We start from the raw sequence: 17,572 nt of genomic DNA on the forward strand, positions 1-17,572 counted from the left end.
AACCCCCACGACCCGGAACCCCTCATGCCGCCCGGCCTTACGCCAGGTCGGGCGGCGATGCATACCCGCGAAGAAGTTCGCCACCGCCTGCGCGAAATCCTTGAGCGCCTGCTGCTGCACCGTCACCGAACCGGCCGCGACCCCGGTCAACTGGCGGGCCTGGGCGACGCTCACGTTGACGAGCCGTATGCGTATGCCGGTCCGTGGGAGTCGCGGCGCGGCCCCTTCTGGAACGTCTCGTTCGGAGCAGCGCGACCTATGCGCCTGCTTCGTGGTGACACGGCGCTATCTGACGTCTTCGGGGAGGCGAGGGAGCAGGCCGCCCGCGATTAGCCGCGCCGCCCCGAAAACGTGGTCCGGGCAGTAATTGGCGGGCTCCCGCCCCGAGTGGACGCGCGTAGCTCAATCGATCGGGCGGGGCTGTGGCGGGCGCGGGCGGTGTGTAAGGATCATGGTGGATCCGAGGGAGGTCGCTGTGCGTATTGGTGCTCTGTTGGTCGAACGCGGCGAGGCCGATGCGCTCGGCAGGCTGGCGGATGATGTGCGGCGCGCCGCGGACGACGGGTTCACCTCGGCGTGGATCTCGCAGATCTTCGGCCTGGACGCGCAGATGGCGCTGGCCGTCGCCGGGAGCGGCGTGCCGGGCATCGAGCTCGGCACTGCGGTGGTGCCGACGTACCCGCGGCACCCGGCGGTGATGGCGCAGCAGGCGAGGACGACGGCGCTCGCGGTGCAGGGGCGGTTCACCCTCGGCATCGGGCTGTCCCACAAGATCGTCATCGAGGACATGTACGGGTACGACTTCGCCCGGCCTGTGCGCCACATGGACGAGTACTTGTCGGTCCTGTTGCCGCTGCTTGAGGGCGACGCCGCCTCGTTCAAGGGCGAAACCCTGCAGGGCAACATCGGCCTCTCCGTTCCCAACGAAGGACGGGTACCAGTGCTGCTCGCAGCACTCGGCCCCAAGATGCTCAAGCTGGCGGCGGAAAGGACGGACGGCACCGTGCTGTGGATGACCGGTCCCGTCACCGTCCGCGAGCACATCGCGCCGACCATCACCGCGGCCGCCAAGGCGGCGGGACGACCGGACCCACGGGTGGTGTGCGTCCTGCCGGTGTGCGTCACGGACGACGTCGACCAGGCACGGGAGCAGGCGGGCCAGACCTTCGAGATGTACGGGATGCTGCCGTCCTACCGGGCGATGATGGACCGCGAAGGCGTGGACGGCCCCGCCGACCTGGCCATCGTCGGGGACGAGGACGAGGTCGCGGCCAAGCTGGAGGAACTGGCGGCAGCGGGCGTCACCGATTTCGTCGCCGCCGAGTACATCCCCGGCGAGAACCGCGGCCGGACCAGGAAGTTCCTCACGTCCTACATGGCCGGCTGACCTCATCGCGCCATCCGCCGAACACCGGCGGGTGAACCCCACAACCGCCGCAGTCGCACTTCGTGCCCCATCCCGCCGTCCCCAGCACCGGACGGTCAAGGCGAGGGGATGTCGGAGTTTAGGGGGACTTGCTGCCTGATAGCGTTGCGATGCTGCGCGCCAGGAGCGAAGTCCGGTGGAAATCCGGCGCTGTCCCGCAACTGTGGAGCCCACGCTGAGTGGGCCGAGCCAGGTCGCCTCCTAGCGCGCCGACGATTTTCGACCTCGTGGAAGGGCGATCCGTCATGTGCGGGCCGCGGCTTCCCTGTAGCCAGGAGGCTCCTGTGAGACCCGTCCGTTCCCTCGGCGCGGTGATGGCGCTCGTCGCCGCGCTCGCCACCGGATGCGGTGGCGGCACCGATACCTCCGGTGACGCGACGTCCGGCGCCAAGACCGTCACGGTGCAGGCCGCCAACGGGGCGGTGACCGTCCCGGCCAAGCCCGAGCGCATCGTGTCGCTGTCCCCCGCGCACACCGAGACGCTGTTCGCGATCGGCGCCGGGCCGCAGGTGGTGGCGGTGGACGACTACTCCGACCATCCCCCGAACGCGCCCAAGACGAAGCTGTCGGGCTTCAAGCCGAACGCCGAGGCGGTCATCGAGTACAGGCCGGACCTCGTCGTCGTGTCCGACGACCTGAACGGCATCGTCAAGGCGCTGGAGAAGGTGAAGATCCCCGTCCTGCTGGAGCCGGCGGCCAACAACCTGGACGAGGCCTACGACGAGATCCGCGACCTCGGGCTCGCCACCGGGCACTCCGACGAGGCGGAGAAGCTCGTCACGGACATGCAGGCGAGCATCAAGGAGACGGTCGACGCATCGTCCAAGGCCAAGGGCCTCACGTACTACCACGAGCTCGACAACCAGCTGCACTCGGTGACGTCCAAGACGTTCGTCGGCCAGGTCTACGGGCTGTTCGGACTCCGCAACATCGCCGACGAGGCGGACGAGGCGAGCAGCGGGTACCCGCAGCTGTCGCGCGAGTTCCTCCTCAAGCAGGACCCCGACCTGATCTTCCTCGCCGACACCAAGTGCTGCGGCCAGAACGCCGGGACCATCGCCAAGCGCCCCGGCTGGTCGGATCTGGGCGCGGTGAAGAACGGCGGCGTGGTCGAGCTCGACGACGCCATCGCCTCCCGATGGGGTCCCCGCCTGCCCGAGTTCGTCAAGGCGATCGGCGCCGCGGTGCAGAAGGTCCAGTGATCACCGCACTGGACGTCCGGCCGTGAGTCCCAAGCTTCGCCGCGCGTCCGCGGGGACGTCTCCGGACGTCCCCGCGGACGTCCCGAGGCGTCCCGTCCTCCCGGCCGGGCAGGCCAGGCTGCGGCCAGTCTCGCTCGTGGTCGCGGCGGCGCTGCTGGCGGCGACCCTGCTGGCGGGAGTGCTGGTCGGGGCGGCCGGGCTGCCGGTCGGCGGGGTGCTGAAGGCGCTGGCCGACCGGCTGCCGTTCGTGCACGTCGACAGCGGCCTCGGTGTCATCGACGAGAACGTCCTGTTCCAGTTGCGCGTGCCGAGGGCGCTGATGGCGGCGCTGGTCGGCGGGATGCTCGCGATGGCGGGCGCCGGGTACCAGGGCGTTTTCCGCAATCCGCTCGCCGATCCGTACCTGCTGGGCGCGGCGGCGGGCGCCGGTGTCGGCGCGACGATGGTGATCGTGCTGATGCCGGGCGATCCCGGGTACGCCGTGCCGCTCGCCGCGTTCGTGGGCGCCATCTCCGGCGTGTTCCTGGCGTACGTGCTGGGCAACACGGCGGGGCGCGCGAGCGGGGCGGCGACGCTGGTGCTGGCGGGGGTCGCGGTGTCTTCCTTCCTGGCCTCGGTGCAGACGTTCCTGCAGCAGTTCAAGGCGGAGGAGCTGCAGCGGATCTTCTCGTGGCTGCTCGGCGGCGTCGGGTCGGCGGACTGGCGGCAGCTCGCGCTGATCGCCCCGTACTCGCTGGTGTCGACGGTGGTGCTGCTCGCGCACGGCCGGTTGCTGGACGTGCTGAGCGTCGGCGACGACGAGGCGGCGTCGCTCGGCCTGTCGGCGGCGCGGGTGCGGCTGACGGTGCTGGTGGCGGCGTCGCTGGCGACGGCGTGCGCGGTCGCGGTCAGCGGGCTGATCGGGTTCGTGGGGATCGTGGTGCCGCACATCGTGCGCCGGCTGGCGGGCGGTTCGTACCGGATCGTGCTGCCCTTGTCGCTGCTGGGCGGTGCCGCTTTCCTCGGTATGGCGGACCTCGTGGCGCGGACGGTGATCGAGCCCGCGGAGCTTCCGCTCGGCGTGGTGACGGCGTTCGTCGGCGGGCCGTTCTTCGTCGCGGTGCTGCGCGCGAGCCGCAGGGAGGTGGAGTTTTGACGGTGCTGGTGCGGGGCCTGGACGTGGCCCTGGGCGGGCGGCCGGTCCTGAATGGGGTGTCGCTGGACGTCCCCGCCGGGTCGTGGACGGCAGTCATCGGCCCGAACGGCGCGGGCAAGTCGACGCTGCTGCGCGCCGTCCTCGGCCTGGTGCCGTCCGAGGGCGAGGTGACCGTCGCGGGAGTGGACCTGGGGAAGCTGAAGCCGCGGCAGCGCGCCCGCATGATCGCCTACACGCCGCAGAGCCCGAACCTCCCGGTGGGGATGACGGTGTTCGACTACACGCTGCTCGGCCGGTCCCCCTACATCCCGCACCTGGGACGGGAGGGCGCGCGGGACCGGGCCGTCACCGCGGAGGTCCTCGACCGCCTCGACCTCACCGCCTTCGCGGCCCGCCGGCTGGGCCACCTCTCGGGCGGTGAGCGGCAGCGGGTGGTGCTGGCGCGGGCGCTGGCCCAGCAGACGCCGGTGCTGCTGCTGGACGAGCCGACCGCGGCCCTCGACATCGGCCACCAGCAGCAGGTGATGGAGCTGATCGACCGGCTGCGGCTGTCCGACGAGCTCACGGTGGTGACGACCATCCACGATCTGACGCTGGCGGGGCAGTACGCCGACCGGCTGGTCCTCATCTCGGGCGGGCGGGTGGCGGTGGCGGGCGAGCCCGCGCAGGTCCTGACCCGCTCCGCCGTCGAGGAGCACTTCGACGCCCGGGTGCGGGTCACCCCCGGCGCCGGCGGTCGGCCGGTCCTGTCGCTGGAGCGCCCGTGAACCTCGAGACGGTGTGGCGGGCGGAGGACGGGACGCGGCTCGCCGCGACGGTGTGGCGGGCGGGCGACGGGTACCGGATGATCTCGTCGGCGATGCTGGGCGGCGGCGTCGGCCCCGCCCGGTGGGTGCTGAACGCGCAGGTCGCGGGCGGGTATTCGCGGATGGATCCGGTCGCTCACCTGGAGGAGCTCGCGGCGTCGTACGGGTTGGAGGGGCCGGGCGTCGGGATGCTCACCGCGGCCTCGGTGTCCCGGACGATGCGGCGGGACGACGGGGGCGTGCACGCCTATGCGACGGTCGGGCTCCGGGTCCCGACCTGGGCTGCGGCTCCCGCCGACCGGCTGGACCCGGAGCTGGCGCCGATCCACCTGGACGGAACGTCGCCCCCTGCGTGGTCCCCGGGAACCGTCAACATCGTCGTCGCCGTGCCCGTGCCGCTCAGCGACGCCGCATTGGTGAACGCGGTCATGACCGCCACCGAGGCCAAGACGCAGGCGCTACTGGAGGCCGGATATCCGTGCACGGGCACCGCATCGGACGCGGTCTGCATCGCGGCAAGGACGCCCGGCGACACAACGGGAGACGGCGAGGCGGTCGAGGTGTTCGCGGGGCCTCGATCGATCTGGGGCGCCAGGATCGCGCGGGCCGTGCACGCGGCCGTCCACGCCGGCGCCGTCGACTACACCGCTTACCTGAGCTCCCGGAACCGGCGGCGGAAAAGCTGATCGCGCCCGGCCCCGGACGGGCGCCGGCCGCCGTACCACCCCGGTGCGATACGGCGGCCGGCTCAGGGCCAGTGCATTGTGGGGAAGGGCCTCACCTCCTCGCGGTGCATCGGTCGGCCGGCATGACCGTCAGCCGGCGTAGGGAAGGTGACGTCCGTTGGGCTGCCTGCCGCGTCTCCCGGGGTCGGTGGCGAGCGGGTCGCCGAAGTCCAGGGACGAGCCGCCGACCGGCGGCACCGGATGCAGCCCCGTCGGCGGTTCCCGGTCGACGACCGGGCGGGGGCCGCCGTCGCGGTGGGTGTCCGCGAGGGCGGTGAGCGCGTCGACCCGGCGGCGGGCCCGGTCGGCCTCGGCGCGCGCGGCGTCGCGTTCGGCGGTCAGCGCCCGCACCGCGGCGCGGAGTTCCTCGGCGGTGCGGGTCAGCTGCCAGTTGTGCTGCTCGAACTCGCGTGCCCGCGCCTGGAACTGGTCGAGGTCGGCGACGGCCTGGCCGCGTTTGGCCTCGGCGTCGCGGACGGCGGAGCGCAGGTCGTCGGTGGCGCGCTTCGCCGCCTCCGCCTCGACGCGCTGCCCCTCGACGAGCGTCTCGGCCTCCGACAGCCGCCCGTGCAGGGACACCAGTTCCGCGCGGGCGTTCTCCAGGGAGGCGAGCAGTTCGCCCTCGCGGGCGGCGACGCGGTCGCGTTCGCGTTCCGCGGCGAGCCGGGCGGCGGTGGCGGCGTCGGCCTCCTCCCGGGCCTCCTGCCCTTCGCGCCTGGCGGTGTCGCGTTCGGCGGCGAGGCGCTCGGCCTCGGCGCGGGCGGCCGCGGCCTCCTGCTCGGCGGCGTCCGCGCGGGCGCGGGCGGTGGCGGTCTCCCGCCAGGCGGCCTCGGCCTGCCGCTGCGACGCGTCGCGCTCCCGCTGCGCGATCGCGATGTGCCCGGCGGCGTCGGCCTGGGCGTCGGCGATGCGCCGTTCGACGCCGGCGACGCTCAGCTCGGACATGAGGGAGCCGGCGAGCCGGTCGGCGGCGCCCTCCAGCCGCTCGACCATCTCCCAGGCCCAGGCGACCTGGCCGGTGAGGCCGGGGGCCTCCCGCCCGTGGTCGCGGCTCTCCCGGGCGGAGCGCTCGCATTCCCCGTCGTTGTCCTGGCAGTAGCGGACGGTGCGGGCGCCGCGCACCGGCTGCGGCACGGGCCGTCCGCAGCCGGCGCACGGCCAGACCGCGACCGGGTCGCCGAGGCGTGCGACCCCGGCGCGGTCGTCGTCGCCCGGCGCGGGCGGCCGCGCGACGTCGCCGTAGGTCCGCGCGACCCCGGTGAGCGGCTGCGTCGGGACGGTGTCCGCGGCGGGCTCGCCGCCCGGTTCGCCGCCGGGCGCCGCGTCCGCGCCGAGGTCTCCGCGGGACGCGGGCGCGGACCCCGGGAAGGAGGAGGCCGGGTCGGGGTAGCCGGAGTCGGAGATGACGGGAAGGTCGGTCTTCGTCGGGGAAGGGGTCGGGGCCACGTCGTCGAACGGGGCGACCTTCTGGTCCTTCATGTGCCGTTGTACGCAGGAGACCCCGGAGGCGTTCGACGTTCCCGGCGACTACTTCGGCCCCGTCCCTCCCCGGCGGCCCGCGGGCACGCTCAGCCCGCGTGTTCCCCCAGGTAGTCCTCCCTCACGCGGCGCCGGCTGAGCTTGCCGGACGGGGTGCGCGGCAGCGATTCGCGGAACTCGATCCGGCGCGGGTGCTTCAGTTTCGCCAGCCGGGGCTCGCAGTGCGCGAGGAGGTCGGCGGCCAGGGCGTCGCCGGCGACGGCGTCCTCGGCCGGCTCGACGAGCGCGACCACGATCTGGCCCCAGTCCTCGTCCGGGACGCCGATGACGGCGACGTCGCCGACCGACGGGTGCTGCAGCAGCGCGTTCTCGATCTCGGCCGGGTAGATGTTCACGCCGCCGGCGATGATGAGGTCGGTGCGGCGGTCGCTCATGAAGAGCCAGCCGTCCTCGTCGAGGTGGCCGAGGTCGCCGGGCGTGTAGAAGTCGCCGCGCATGGCGGCCGCGGTCTTGTCGGGGTCGCCGTGGTACTCGAACCCGGGCTGCCCGCTCGCGTAGATCAGGCCGGTCTCCCCCGGCGGCAGCTCGGCGCCCTCCGGGTCGTAGATCTTGATCTGCACGCCGTCGACCGCGCGGCCGACCGTGCCGGGGCGCGCGAGCCACTGCTCGGGGGTCGCGACGACGACCGGGCCGCTCTCGGTGCTGCCGTAGTACTCGTAGAGGACGGGCCCCCACCAGTCCATCATCCGCTGCTTGGTCTCGACGGGGATGGGCGCGGCGCTGTGGTAGATCTGCCGCAGCGACGACAGGTCGTAGCGGGCGCGGACGTCGTCCGGCAGGGCGAGCATGCGGTGGAACATCGTCGGCACCATGAACGAGTTCGTCACGCCGTGCCGCTGGATCAGCTCCAGCGTCTGCTCGGGCCGGAAGTGCGCGGTGACCACGAGGGCGTGGCCGAGGTTGAGCGACATCAGCGCGTGAACGCACGGCGCCGAGTGGTAGAGCGGGCCGATGGCGAGGTGCACCTCGTCGCCGGGTTCGAGGCCGAGGTGCCGCATCAGCGTCTGCCTCATGAGGTCGATCACCAGTTCCGGCGGGACGTCGAGGAGCGGCCGCCGGACGCCCTTCGGCCTGCCCGTCGTCCCGGACGTGTACAGCATGATCGAGCCCATCTGCCGCTTGCCGGGCGGCTCGGCGCCGCCCGTGGCGCACAGCGCGGCCAGCGAGCCGTAGCCCTCGGCGGGGTCGACGCTCACACGCCCCTCGGCCGGGATGCCCGCCTCGTCCGCCGCGCCCGTCACGACGTCGGCGAACGCGCTCTCGGTCACGACCGCCTTGGCGCCGCTGTCGGCCAGGATGTACCCGATCTCCGGCGCGGTCAGGTGGCGGCTCACCGGAATCAGGTACAGGCCGCTCTGGAACGCGGCCAGCAGGACGGTGAGGAACTCGGGCCGGTTGCTGAGGACGGTCGCCAGCGAGTCGCCGGGACGGAGCCCGAGCCCGCCCAGCGCGTTCGACAGGCGGTTCACCTCGGCGTGCAGCTCGCCGTAGGACATCGGAACTCCGGGCGCCAGGATCGCCGGGCGGTCCGGGTGATTCTGCGCGATCTCGTAGAAGCCGAGACCCTCGACGCCCATACGGCACTCCTCAGTCCGGGGTCAGATGGTCAAGAAATGACCTTTGGTACATCTGACCGAGTACGGCATGGCCACGTCAAGGATGCGGGGACTCCCGCGCGACGGCCGAGCCCTGCTCATCGCCGCCGGCACCGGCGAATCGGCGAGTTCTTCACGATTGGGCAGGCGGCGGCAGGGCCGGGCGGGGTCAGCCGGCTTCCCGGCCGGCCGCGTCCAGGGCTGCGCGGGCCATGGTGCGGAGGAGCTCGCCCATCGCGTCGCGGTCGAGCCCGGCGGCGCTGCGCGGGGTCGAGTTGAGCAGGCCGAAGCAGGCGTGGACGGCCGCGCGGGTGCGGCCGTCCCGCAGGCCGGGGTGGAGGCGGCGCAGGACGGCGACCCATTCCTCCACGTAGGCGCGCTGCAGCCGGCGGATCCGGTGCCGCTGCGGCTCGGGGACGTTGTCCAGCTCCCGCTCGTGCACGGTGATCAGCGCGGGGTTGTCGAGGGCGAACGCGATGTGCCAGCGCAGCAGCGCGTCCAGGGCGCGGCCGGGGTCGGGATCGGCGGCGCGGCGGACGCCCTCGGCGAGCAGCCGCTCGCTGATGTCGAGGAGCATCTCGGCGAGGACGGCCTCCTTGCCGCTGAAGTGCCGGTACAGGGCGGGGCCGGTGAGGCCGACGGCCCGTCCCAGGTCGCCGATGGACACCCCGTGGTAGCCGCGGCGCGCGAACAGCTCCGCCGCGGCGCCGAGGATCTCGGCCCGGCGCGGATTGGGCGGGCCTGCCGGGGCGGCGGGCCCGGCGGCCGCCCCGGCGGGGCGGGACGTCATGCGCGCCAGTCTAGACTAAGGTTGTTAACGGTGATTAACATCGGCGTTGTTAACGATCGTTAACCGGGAAGGAGGGGCATGAGCGGACCCGAGACCGGCTCCCGCGCCGACACGGCGGCCGAGGCGTTCAAGGCGAGCGCCGCCCACAACGAGGCCCTCGCCGCGGAGCTGCGCGAACACCTCGACCGGGCCGGTCGCGGCGGCCCCGAGCGGGCCCGCGAGCGGCACGTCGCGCGCGGCAAGCTGCTCCCCCGCGACCGGGTCGACACGCTCCTCGACCCCGGGTCGCCCTTCCTGGAATTGTCGCCGCTGGCCGCGAACGGAATGTACGGGGACGAGGCCCCCGGCGCCGGGATCATCACGGGCGTCGGGCGGATCTCCGGGCGCGAATGCGTCGTCGTCGCCAACGACGCGACCGTCAAGGGCGGCACCTACTACCCGGTCACGGTGAAGAAGCACCTGCGCGCCCAGGAGGTGGCGCTGCACAACCGCCTCCCCTGCGTCTACCTGGTCGACTCCGGCGGCGCGTTCCTGCCCCGGCAGGACGAGGTGTTCCCCGACCGCGAGCATTTCGGCCGCATCTTCTACAACCAGGCCACGATGTCGGGCCGCGGCATCCCGCAGATCGCGGCGGTCATGGGATCGTGCACGGCGGGCGGCGCGTACGTCCCGGCGATGAGCGACGAGGCCGTCATCGTCCGCGGCCAGGGGACGATCTTCCTGGGCGGGCCGCCGCTGGTGAAGGCGGCCACCGGCGAGGTCGTCACGGCCGAGGAGCTGGGCGGCGGCGAGCTGCACTCCCGCACGTCGGGCGTCACCGACCACCTCGCCGAGGACGACGCGCACGCGCTGCGGATCGTCCGCGACATCGTCGCCACCCTCGGGCCGCGCGAACCGCGCCCGTGGGACGTCGCGCCGGCCGAGGCCCCGGCCCTGGACCCGGCGGAGCTGTACGGCATCGTCCCGCCGGACCCGCGCACCCCCTACGACGTGCGCGAGGTCATCGCCCGCATCGTGGACGGCAGCCGCTTCCAGGAGTTCAAGAAGGAGTACGGGCCCACGCTCGTTACCGGATTCGCCCGCATCCACGGGCACCCGGTGGGGATCGTCGCCAACAACGGCATCCTGTTCAGCGAGTCGGCGCAGAAGGGCGCGCACTTCATCGAGCTGTGCGACCGGCGCAGTGTCCCGCTCGTGTTCCTGCAGAACATCACCGGGTTCATGGTCGGCCGCGAGTACGAGGCGGGCGGCATCGCCAAGCACGGCGCCAAGATGGTCACCGCCGTCGCCTGCGCCCGCGTCCCGAAGTTCACCGTCGTCATCGGCGGCTCGTTCGGCGCCGGCAACTACGCCATGTGCGGGCGGGCGTACTCGCCCCGCTTCCTGTGGATGTGGCCGAACGCCCGGATCTCGGTGATGGGCGGGGAGCAGGCGGCGAGCGTGCTGGCCACCGTCCGGCGCGACCAGATGGAGGCGCGCGGCGAGGAGTGGCCCGCGCAGGACGAGGAGGCGTTCAAGGACCCGATCCGCGAGCAGTACGAGGCGCAGGGGAACCCGTACTACTCGACGGCCCGGCTGTGGGACGACGGGGTGATCGACCCGCTCGACACCCGCCGCGTGCTGGGGCTCGGGCTCTCGGTCGCCGCCAACGCGCCGCTGGAGCCGGTCGGCTACGGCGTCTTCCGGATGTGAGGGTGTGATGTTCGACAGCGTCCTTGTCGCCAACCGCGGGGAGATCGCCGTCCGCGTCTTCCGCACGCTGCGGCGGCTCGGTGTCCGGGCGGTCGCCGTCCACACCGACGCCGACGCCCTGTCCCGGCACGTCCGGGAGGCGGACGAGGCCCTGCGCATCCCGTCGTACCTGGACATCGGGGCCGTGCTCGCGGCGGCCCGCGACTCCGGGGCGTCGGCCGTGCATCCGGGGTACGGCTTCCTCGCGGAGAACACGGAGTTCGCGCGGGCGTGCGGCGAGGCGGGCCTCGTGTTCATCGGCCCGCCCGCCGAGGCGATCGAGGCGATGGGCGACAAGATCCGCGCGAAGCGGACCGTCGCGGCCGCCGGCGTCCCCGTCGTCCCCGGCCGGGACGAACCGGGCCTTACGGACGCCGAGCTGAAGGCGGCCGCGCTGGAGATCGGGCTGCCGGTGCTGCTGAAGCCGTCGGCGGGCGGCGGCGGCAAGGGGATGCGGCTCGTCCGCGAGGCGGCGGAGCTGCCGGAGGCCATCGCGTCCGCCCGCCGCGAGGCCCGCGGCTCGTTCGGCGACGACACCCTGCTCGCCGAGCGGTTCGTCGAGAACCCCCGGCACATCGAGATCCAGATCTTCGCGGACGCGCACGGCAACGCGGTCCACCTGGGCGAACGCGAGTGCAGCCTGCAGCGCCGCCACCAGAAGATCGTCGAGGAGGCGCCGTCCCCGCTGCTGGACGCCGCCGCGCGGGACCGGATGGGCACCGCCGCCGTCGCCGCCGCCCGCGCCGTCGGGTACGTAGGCGCCGGGACGGTCGAGTACATCGTCTCCGCCGACCGCCCGGACGAATTCTTCTTCATGGAGATGAACACCCGGCTCCAGGTCGAGCACCCGGTCACCGAGCTGGTCACCGGCCTGGACCTGGTCGAACTCCAGCTACGGGTGGCCGCGGGCGAGCCCCTCCCGGTCGCCCAGGCCGACGTCCGGCTGGACGGCCACTCGATCGAGGCCCGCGTCTACGCCGAGGACCCGGCCCGCGGTTTCCTCCCGACCGGCGGGCGCGTCCTCGCCCTGACCGAACCGGACGGCGCCCGCGTCGACTCCGGGCTCGCCGCGGGCACCGACATCGGCGGCTCCTACGACCCGATGCTCGCCAAGGTGATCGTCCACGGCGCCGACCGCGCCGAGGCCCTGCACCGCCTCGACCGGGCCCTCGCCTCCTACACGCTGCTGGGCGTCCCGACGAACGTCGCGTTCCTGCGGTCGCTGCTGCGGCACCCGCCGGTCGTGGCGGGCGACCTCGACACCGGCCTGGTCGAGCGCGACCTGGACGACCTGCTGTCCGGCGCGGCGGTCCCGCCCGAGGTGCTGGCCGCCGCCGCACTGGAACGGATGCGGGCCCTCGAAACCGGGGACGACCCCTGGGAGATCCCGGACGGCTGGCGGCCCGGCGCCCACGCGTGGGCGCAGTGGATCATCACGCCGTCCGGTGGCGAGCCGGTCGAGGTCCGCGTGCAGGGCCGCGCCTCGGACGCGCGGGTCGCGATCGGCGGCGGCACTCCGGTCCCGGCCGCGCTGAACGGCCCGTTCACCCTGACCTACGCTGGGAGGACGACCTCGTTCACGGCCGCCCGCGACGGGCACACCCTGTGGCTCGGCCGCGACGGGCACGCGTGGGCGCTCGGCGAGCACGTCCGCGCCGAGGCGGGCGCCGCGTCCGCCGGGACGGGCGACGGGGTGCTGCGCAGCCCGATGCCGGGCACGGTCCTGGCCGTCAAGGCGGCCGAGGGCGACCGGGTGTCCGCGGGGCAGCCGCTCGTGGTCGTCGAGGCGATGAAGATGGAGCACGCCGTCACCGCGCCGCTGTCCGGCACGGTGGCGAAACTGCCGGTACGCGTGGGCGCGCAGGTCGCCCTCGACGCGGTGCTGGCCGTGATCGAGGAGGAATGACGATGCGGGTACCTCTCTCCGGCCTTCCCAGGCGCGTGTCGATCTACGAGGTCGGGCCGCGGGACGGGCTGCAGAACGAGAAGGCGGTCGTCCCCGTGGACGTCAAGTCCGAGTTCGTGACCCGGCTGGCCGCCGCGGGCCTCCGCACGATCGAGACGACCAGCTTCGTCCACCCCAAGTGGGTCCCGCAGCTCGCCGACGCCGAGGACCTCCTCAACGTGCTGCCCCGCTCCCCCGACCTGCGCTACCCCGTCCTCGTCCCGAACGAGAAGGGCCTGCAGCGGGCGCTGTCCAACGGCGTCACCGAGATCGCGATCTTCGGCAGCGCCACCGAGTCGTTCGCCCGCCGCAACCTCAACCGGACCGTGGACGAGTCGATCGACATGTTCGCGCCCGTCGTCGAGCGCGCCCACGGCGAGGGGCTCTGGGTGCGCGCCTACATCTCGATGGTGTGCGGCGACCCCTGGGAGGGCGACGTGCCCATCGAGCAGGTCGTGTCGGTCGCGTCCCGGCTGATGGAGCTCGGCTGCTCCCAGCTCAGCCTCGGCGACACCATCGGCGTCGGCACGCCCGGCCACGTCACCGCGCTCATCGAGGCACTCGGCGCCGCGGGCATCGGCACCGAGCGGCTCGCCGTCCACTTCCACGACACCTACGGGCAGGCCCTCGCCAACACCCTCGCCGCGCTCCGCGCCGGCGTCACCTGCGTCGACTCGTCGGCGGGCGGCCTCGGCGGCTGCCCGTACGCCGAGAGCGCCACCGGCAACCTGCCCACCGAGGACCTCGTCTGGATGCTGCACGGCCTCGGCATCGACACCGGCGTGGACCTCGGCAAGCTCGTCGAGACCAGCCACTGGATGGCCCGCCGCCTCGGCCGCCCCAGCCCGTCCCGCGTCGTCCAGGCCCTCTCACCGAAACCGGAGTAGCAATGATCGACTTCACGCTCAGCGACGAGCAGGAGGAGTTGCGGCGCACGGTCGAGCGGTTCGCCCGCGAGACGGTCGCCCCCGTCATCGGGGACCTTTACGAGCGCGGCGAGTTCCCCTACGAGATCGTCGCCGCGATGGGCCGGATGGGCCTGTTCGGGCTACCGTTCCCCGAGGAGCACGGCGGCATGGGCGGCGACTACTTCGCGCTGTGCCTGGCCTTGGAGGAACTCGCCCGCGTCGACTCTTCCGTGGCGATCACGCTGGAGGCCGGGGTCTCGCTGGGCGCCATGCCGATCTACCGGTTCGGGTCGCCCGAGCAGCGGAAGCGGTGGCTGCCGCTGCTCACGTCCGGGGAGAGGCTGGCGGCGTTCGGGCTGACCGAGCCGGGCGGCGGGTCCGACGTTCCCGGCGGCATGCGCACCACCGCCCGGCTGGACGGCGACACCTGGGTGATCAACGGCTCGAAGTCGTTCATCACCAACTCCGGCACCGACATCACCGCGTTCGTGACGGTCACGGCCTTCACCGGCGACGGCGAGATCTCCACGATCATCGTCCCGAACGGCACGCCCGGCTTCACGGTCGGGCGCAAGTACTCCAAGGTCGGCTGGTCGGCGTCCGACACCCGCGAGCTGTCCTTCGACGACGTGCGCGTCCCCGCCGAGAACCTCGTCGGCGAGCGCGGCCGCGGCTACGCCCAGTTCCTCCGCATCCTGGACGAGGGCCGCATCGCGATCGCCGCGCTGTCGGTCGGCCTCGCGCAGGGCTGCGTGGACGAGTCCCTCCGCTACGTCCGCGAGCGCGAGGCGTTCGGCAAGGAGATCGGCCGCTACCAGGCCATCCAGTTCAAGATCGCCGACATGGAGATGCGCGCCCACACCGCCCGGCTGGCCTACTACGCCGCGGCCGCGAAGCTCCTCGCCGGCGAGCCGTTCAAGAAGGAGGCGGCGATCGCCAAGCTCGTCGCTTCCAACGCCGCCATGGACAACGCCCGCGACGCCACCCAGATCTTCGGCGGGTACGGCTTCATGAACGAGTACGCGGTCGGCCGCTTCTACCGCGACGCCAAGATCCTCGAAGTGGGCGAGGGGACCTCGGAGGTCCAGCGCATGCTGATCGCCCGCGCCCTCGGCCTCCCCGCGTCCTGACGCGGCACGCCGCCGGCCGGGCCGCCCCCGCGCGGCCCGGCCGGTGGCTCCGGGACTTCCCCGGCCGTCAGCCGATCTTCGAGAAGTCGATCAGCGTCGTCCCGCCCTTGCCGCCGACGAAAATCTGCGGGTCAGGGTTGTTGCGCGCCATCCCGATCACCTCGTTGTACCGGCGGACCCCCGTGTCGAGCAGCGTGCCGGTCTCGACGTCGTACAGGACGTGGTTCTTCGTCTGGTGACCTTGCGGGAAGGAGGGGAGGAACCGTCCGTAGACGACGCCGTCCATCGGCCCGATGAAAACGTCGACGGGCATCGACCTGCCGGCCTTCCCGTCCCTGCGCTGCACGGCGACCACTGCGTCCCCGTGATAGGTGACCCCGGACGCGGGGCCGCCGACACACCAGATCACCCCGCATGACCACGCACCCTTGAAGGGCGCGAGAACGGCCTCTCGGCGCTCCCCCGTCCGGACGTTCCACAGCGACTTGTACCTGACGTCCCCGACCTTGTTCGCCTCGGACGCGGGGGAGCCGATCCACGGCCAGGAGACGATCGCGAAGCCGCCGGTGCCGGGGATCTTCTCCGGTCTCCCACCCTGGAGCGGCACCCGGTACACACCGTCCTTCATGCCCCAGACGATCGTGTCGCCGTCGATGAGCAGCGAGGACACCGAATTCCCCCGCGTCCCCGCGATCTTGCGCGCGGCTCCGCCGGCGAGCGGGGCGCCCCAGATCTCCACCGTGTCGCGTCCCCCCGCCCGGTAGGACAGCCACCAGACGACCTGGCCGCCCCCGACGGTGAAGTCGGACGCGTAGATCTTCGAGCCGCGCGGGACCACGATGTCGGTGATCACTTCGGCTTTCCGGGCGTCGAGGTCGTAGGACCACAGCTTGTCCGAAACCTCGAAGGACGACCAGGTCGTCCCCACCAGCGTGCCGTCGTCCAGGAGCGTGAAGGGGCGCAACTCGCGCCCGTTCGGCAGTTCGCCGGGGATGCTCCGGACGGCGTCCGGCCACCGCTCGCGCACCTTGACCGGCGCGCCGAGGTCCGCGCGCGTCACCGGCTTGAGGTCGCCGGCTGTGGCGACGGGTGCCGCATCCTCGCCGGACCGCAGCAGCCCGCCGACCGCGCCCGTCCCACCGAGGACGACGGCGACCGCGAGCGCCGCGGCGGAGGTCCGGCGGCGCCGCCTTCTCCGGTGCCCCGCCTCGACACGCTCCAGCAGCCGCGGATCGGCCGCGGGCGCCTTTCGCGCGGCGGTCGTGAGCGTGCCGCGCAGTGCGCGGTCCAGATCATCGGTCATGGTGTCCTCCCGTGGTCGCCGGGGCGGCGGCCGGAAGCCAGTCCGCGCGAAGTTTGCCGAGTGCGCGGGCGGCCTGGCTGCGGACCGTCCCGCGCGAGATGCCGAGCACCCTTGCGATCTCCTCATCCGCCAGGTCCTCGTAGTAGCGCAGGACGAGCACCGCCCGCTGCCGCGGCGGAAGCGCCGCCAGAGCCGTCCACAGCCGCGGGTCGTGCTCGGCCCGCTCGATGCCGCGGTCCTCGTACCGCCCCTCCGGCACACTGCCGACCAGCTGCTCCCGCCTTCGCCGCCGCCACAGGCTGATGTGCCGCCGCGCCATGATCGTGCGGACGTACCCCTCGGGGTCGTTCTTGTTGACGACCCGGTCCCAGGCGCCGCGGAGCCTGACCAGCCCGTCCTGCACCAGGTCCGCCGCATCGTCGGCGTTGCCGGTGAGCACATAGCCGTAGCGGAGCAGAGCCTGCGCACGAGTCGTTACGAAGTCCTCGTACGTCACGTCTTCGTTCAAAGGCCCGTCCTTCCATCACACCCAGGACGCCCGACCCCCGCGATCTGTTGCACGGCCCGCCGACGAGGGGCGCGGTAGGGTCGGCAGATGCTCCAGCGCGCATACGGCATCGCCCGCTCCCTGGTCATGTACTACGGCGTACCGGGCAAGCACCGACGCGCGAAGCGCCTCTACGGCGAGTTCTTGGGCCCCGGCGATCTCGCGTTCGACATCGGCGCGCACGTCGGCGGCCGGATACGCGTATGGCGGCACCTCGGCGCCCGCGTGGTCGCGGTCGAGCCCCAGCCCGACTGCCTGAGCGTCCTGCGCCTCTTCTACGGCCGCGACGAGGACGTCACGATCGTCCCCGGCGCCGCCGGAGCAAAGCCGGGCCGCGCGGAACTGGCGCTCTCGACGGCGACGCCCACGGTCTCCTCGATGTCCCCCGACTGGATCAAGTCGGTGACGACGGACAGCAGCTTCGCCCACGTCCGCTGGGACCAGACCCTCGAAATCGAGGTCACCACACTGGACGACCTCATCGCCGCCCACGGCGTACCGGCCTTCTGCAAGATCGACGTAGAGGGCTACGAGGCGGACGTCCTCGCCGGCCTGACCCACCCCCTCCCCGCTCTGTCCTTCGAGTACGTGCCATCGGCCCACGACGCCACCCTGGAAGCCCTCCGCCACGTAGAGCGCCTGGGCAGCTCCGCAGGCGGCTACGTCTACAACTACTCCCCCATCGAAACGATGAAGTTCGCCAGCCCCCGCTGGCTAGACGCAACCACCCTGGAACGGCAGCTAGACCGAATCCGCCCCCGAGGCCGCTCCGGCGACATCTACGCCCGCC

At 72.8% G+C, this 17,572-nt stretch carries 15 protein-coding genes and 1 riboswitch; of the genes, 10 read left to right on the plus strand and 5 right to left on the minus strand.

The genetic code is table 11. The features are described from left to right. Positions 1 to 475 precede the first annotated feature (475 nt). The 5 genes from E1266_RS25215 (at position 476) to E1266_RS25235 (ending at position 5,255) form a co-directional block, all read left to right on the plus strand. Positions 476 to 1,387 carry an LLM class F420-dependent oxidoreductase gene (locus E1266_RS25215; protein ID WP_132051022.1) on the plus strand — a complete coding sequence of 304 codons (912 nt, stop codon included), beginning with the start codon at positions 476 to 478 and terminating at the stop codon, positions 1,385 to 1,387. Positions 1,388 to 1,517: 130 nt separating this feature from the next. Next, positions 1,518 to 1,640: riboswitch (cobalamin riboswitch) on the plus strand. A gap of 70 nt (positions 1,641 to 1,710) precedes the next feature. Continuing rightward, positions 1,711 to 2,628 carry an ABC transporter substrate-binding protein gene (locus E1266_RS25220; RefSeq protein WP_132051024.1) on the plus strand — a complete coding sequence of 306 codons (918 nt, stop codon included), beginning with the start codon at positions 1,711 to 1,713 and terminating at the stop codon, positions 2,626 to 2,628. Between the two features lie 118 nt (positions 2,629 to 2,746). Then, positions 2,747 to 3,763: an iron ABC transporter permease gene (locus E1266_RS25225; RefSeq protein ID WP_132051049.1), complete on the plus strand. Its 1,017-nt coding sequence runs from the start codon at positions 2,747 to 2,749 to the stop codon at positions 3,761 to 3,763. Positions 3,764 to 3,765: 2 nt separating this feature from the next. After that, on the plus strand, positions 3,766 to 4,530 hold the full coding sequence (locus tag E1266_RS25230; RefSeq protein ID WP_243718848.1) for an ABC transporter ATP-binding protein: 765 nt from the start codon (positions 3,766 to 3,768) through the stop codon (positions 4,528 to 4,530). Continuing rightward, positions 4,527 to 5,255: an adenosylcobinamide amidohydrolase gene (locus E1266_RS25235; RefSeq protein ID WP_243718846.1), complete on the plus strand. Its 729-nt coding sequence runs from the start codon at positions 4,527 to 4,529 to the stop codon at positions 5,253 to 5,255. The genes E1266_RS25230 and E1266_RS25235 overlap by 4 nt, the downstream gene beginning before the upstream one ends. Before the next feature lie 129 nt (positions 5,256 to 5,384). Here the strand turns inward: E1266_RS25235 and E1266_RS25240 are convergent, their stop codons facing one another. From E1266_RS25240 to E1266_RS25250, 3 genes are all read right to left on the minus strand, one after another. After that, positions 5,385 to 6,773 carry a chromosome segregation ATPase gene (locus tag E1266_RS25240; RefSeq protein WP_132051028.1) on the minus strand — a complete coding sequence of 463 codons (1,389 nt, stop codon included), beginning with the start codon at positions 6,771 to 6,773 and terminating at the stop codon, positions 5,385 to 5,387. An 89-nt stretch (positions 6,774 to 6,862) separates the two neighbouring features. After that, positions 6,863 to 8,410 (minus strand): AMP-binding protein, encoded by a 1,548-nt coding sequence (locus tag E1266_RS25245; RefSeq protein WP_132051030.1) that lies wholly within the window; start codon positions 8,408 to 8,410, stop codon positions 6,863 to 6,865. Between the two features lie 187 nt (positions 8,411 to 8,597). Continuing rightward, a complete protein-coding gene (locus E1266_RS25250) occupies positions 8,598 to 9,218 on the minus strand; it encodes a TetR/AcrR family transcriptional regulator (RefSeq protein ID WP_132051032.1) in 621 nt (206 codons plus the stop codon). 78 nt (positions 9,219 to 9,296) lie between these two features. On the opposite strand from E1266_RS25250, the gene E1266_RS25255 reads away from it, so the two are divergent. The 4 genes from E1266_RS25255 to E1266_RS25270 are packed head-to-tail and all read left to right on the plus strand — an operon-like array spanning position 9,297 to position 14,932. Beyond that, entirely contained in the window at positions 9,297 to 10,910 is a 1,614-nt protein-coding gene (locus E1266_RS25255; protein ID WP_132051034.1) for a carboxyl transferase domain-containing protein, read from the plus strand. Between the two features lie 7 nt (positions 10,911 to 10,917). After that, positions 10,918 to 12,855, plus strand: coding sequence for an acetyl/propionyl/methylcrotonyl-CoA carboxylase subunit alpha (locus E1266_RS25260; RefSeq protein WP_132051036.1), 1,938 nt, complete (start codon positions 10,918 to 10,920; stop codon positions 12,853 to 12,855). Between the two features lie 2 nt (positions 12,856 to 12,857). Then, the gene (locus E1266_RS25265) at positions 12,858 to 13,781 is read left to right on the plus strand and encodes a hydroxymethylglutaryl-CoA lyase (RefSeq protein ID WP_132051038.1); all 924 of its coding nucleotides are present in this window, start codon (positions 12,858 to 12,860) and stop codon (positions 13,779 to 13,781) included. A 2-nt stretch (positions 13,782 to 13,783) separates the two neighbouring features. Continuing rightward, on the plus strand, positions 13,784 to 14,932 hold the full coding sequence (locus E1266_RS25270) for an acyl-CoA dehydrogenase family protein (protein ID WP_132051040.1): 1,149 nt from the start codon (positions 13,784 to 13,786) through the stop codon (positions 14,930 to 14,932). Between the two features lie 67 nt (positions 14,933 to 14,999). Here E1266_RS25270 and E1266_RS25275 read toward each other — a convergent pair whose 3' ends face one another. Together E1266_RS25275 and E1266_RS25280 are read right to left on the minus strand one after the other, a co-directional pair. Then, a complete protein-coding gene (locus E1266_RS25275; RefSeq protein ID WP_132051042.1) occupies positions 15,000 to 16,235 on the minus strand; it encodes a hypothetical protein in 1,236 nt (411 codons plus the stop codon). Continuing rightward, positions 16,225 to 16,743 carry a SigE family RNA polymerase sigma factor gene (locus E1266_RS25280; protein ID WP_132051044.1) on the minus strand — a complete coding sequence of 173 codons (519 nt, stop codon included), beginning with the start codon at positions 16,741 to 16,743 and terminating at the stop codon, positions 16,225 to 16,227. The genes E1266_RS25275 and E1266_RS25280 overlap by 11 nt, the downstream gene beginning before the upstream one ends. Before the next feature lie 87 nt (positions 16,744 to 16,830). Here E1266_RS25280 and E1266_RS25285 point away from each other — a divergent pair. Then, a partial coding sequence (locus E1266_RS25285; RefSeq protein ID WP_132051047.1) for an FkbM family methyltransferase occupies positions 16,831 to 17,572 on the plus strand: 742 nt, incomplete at its 3' end.

Source organism: Actinomadura sp. 7K534, from assembly GCF_004348575.1.
GTDB classification, from domain to species: Bacteria; Actinomycetota; Actinomycetes; order Streptosporangiales; family Streptosporangiaceae; genus Spirillospora; species Spirillospora livida.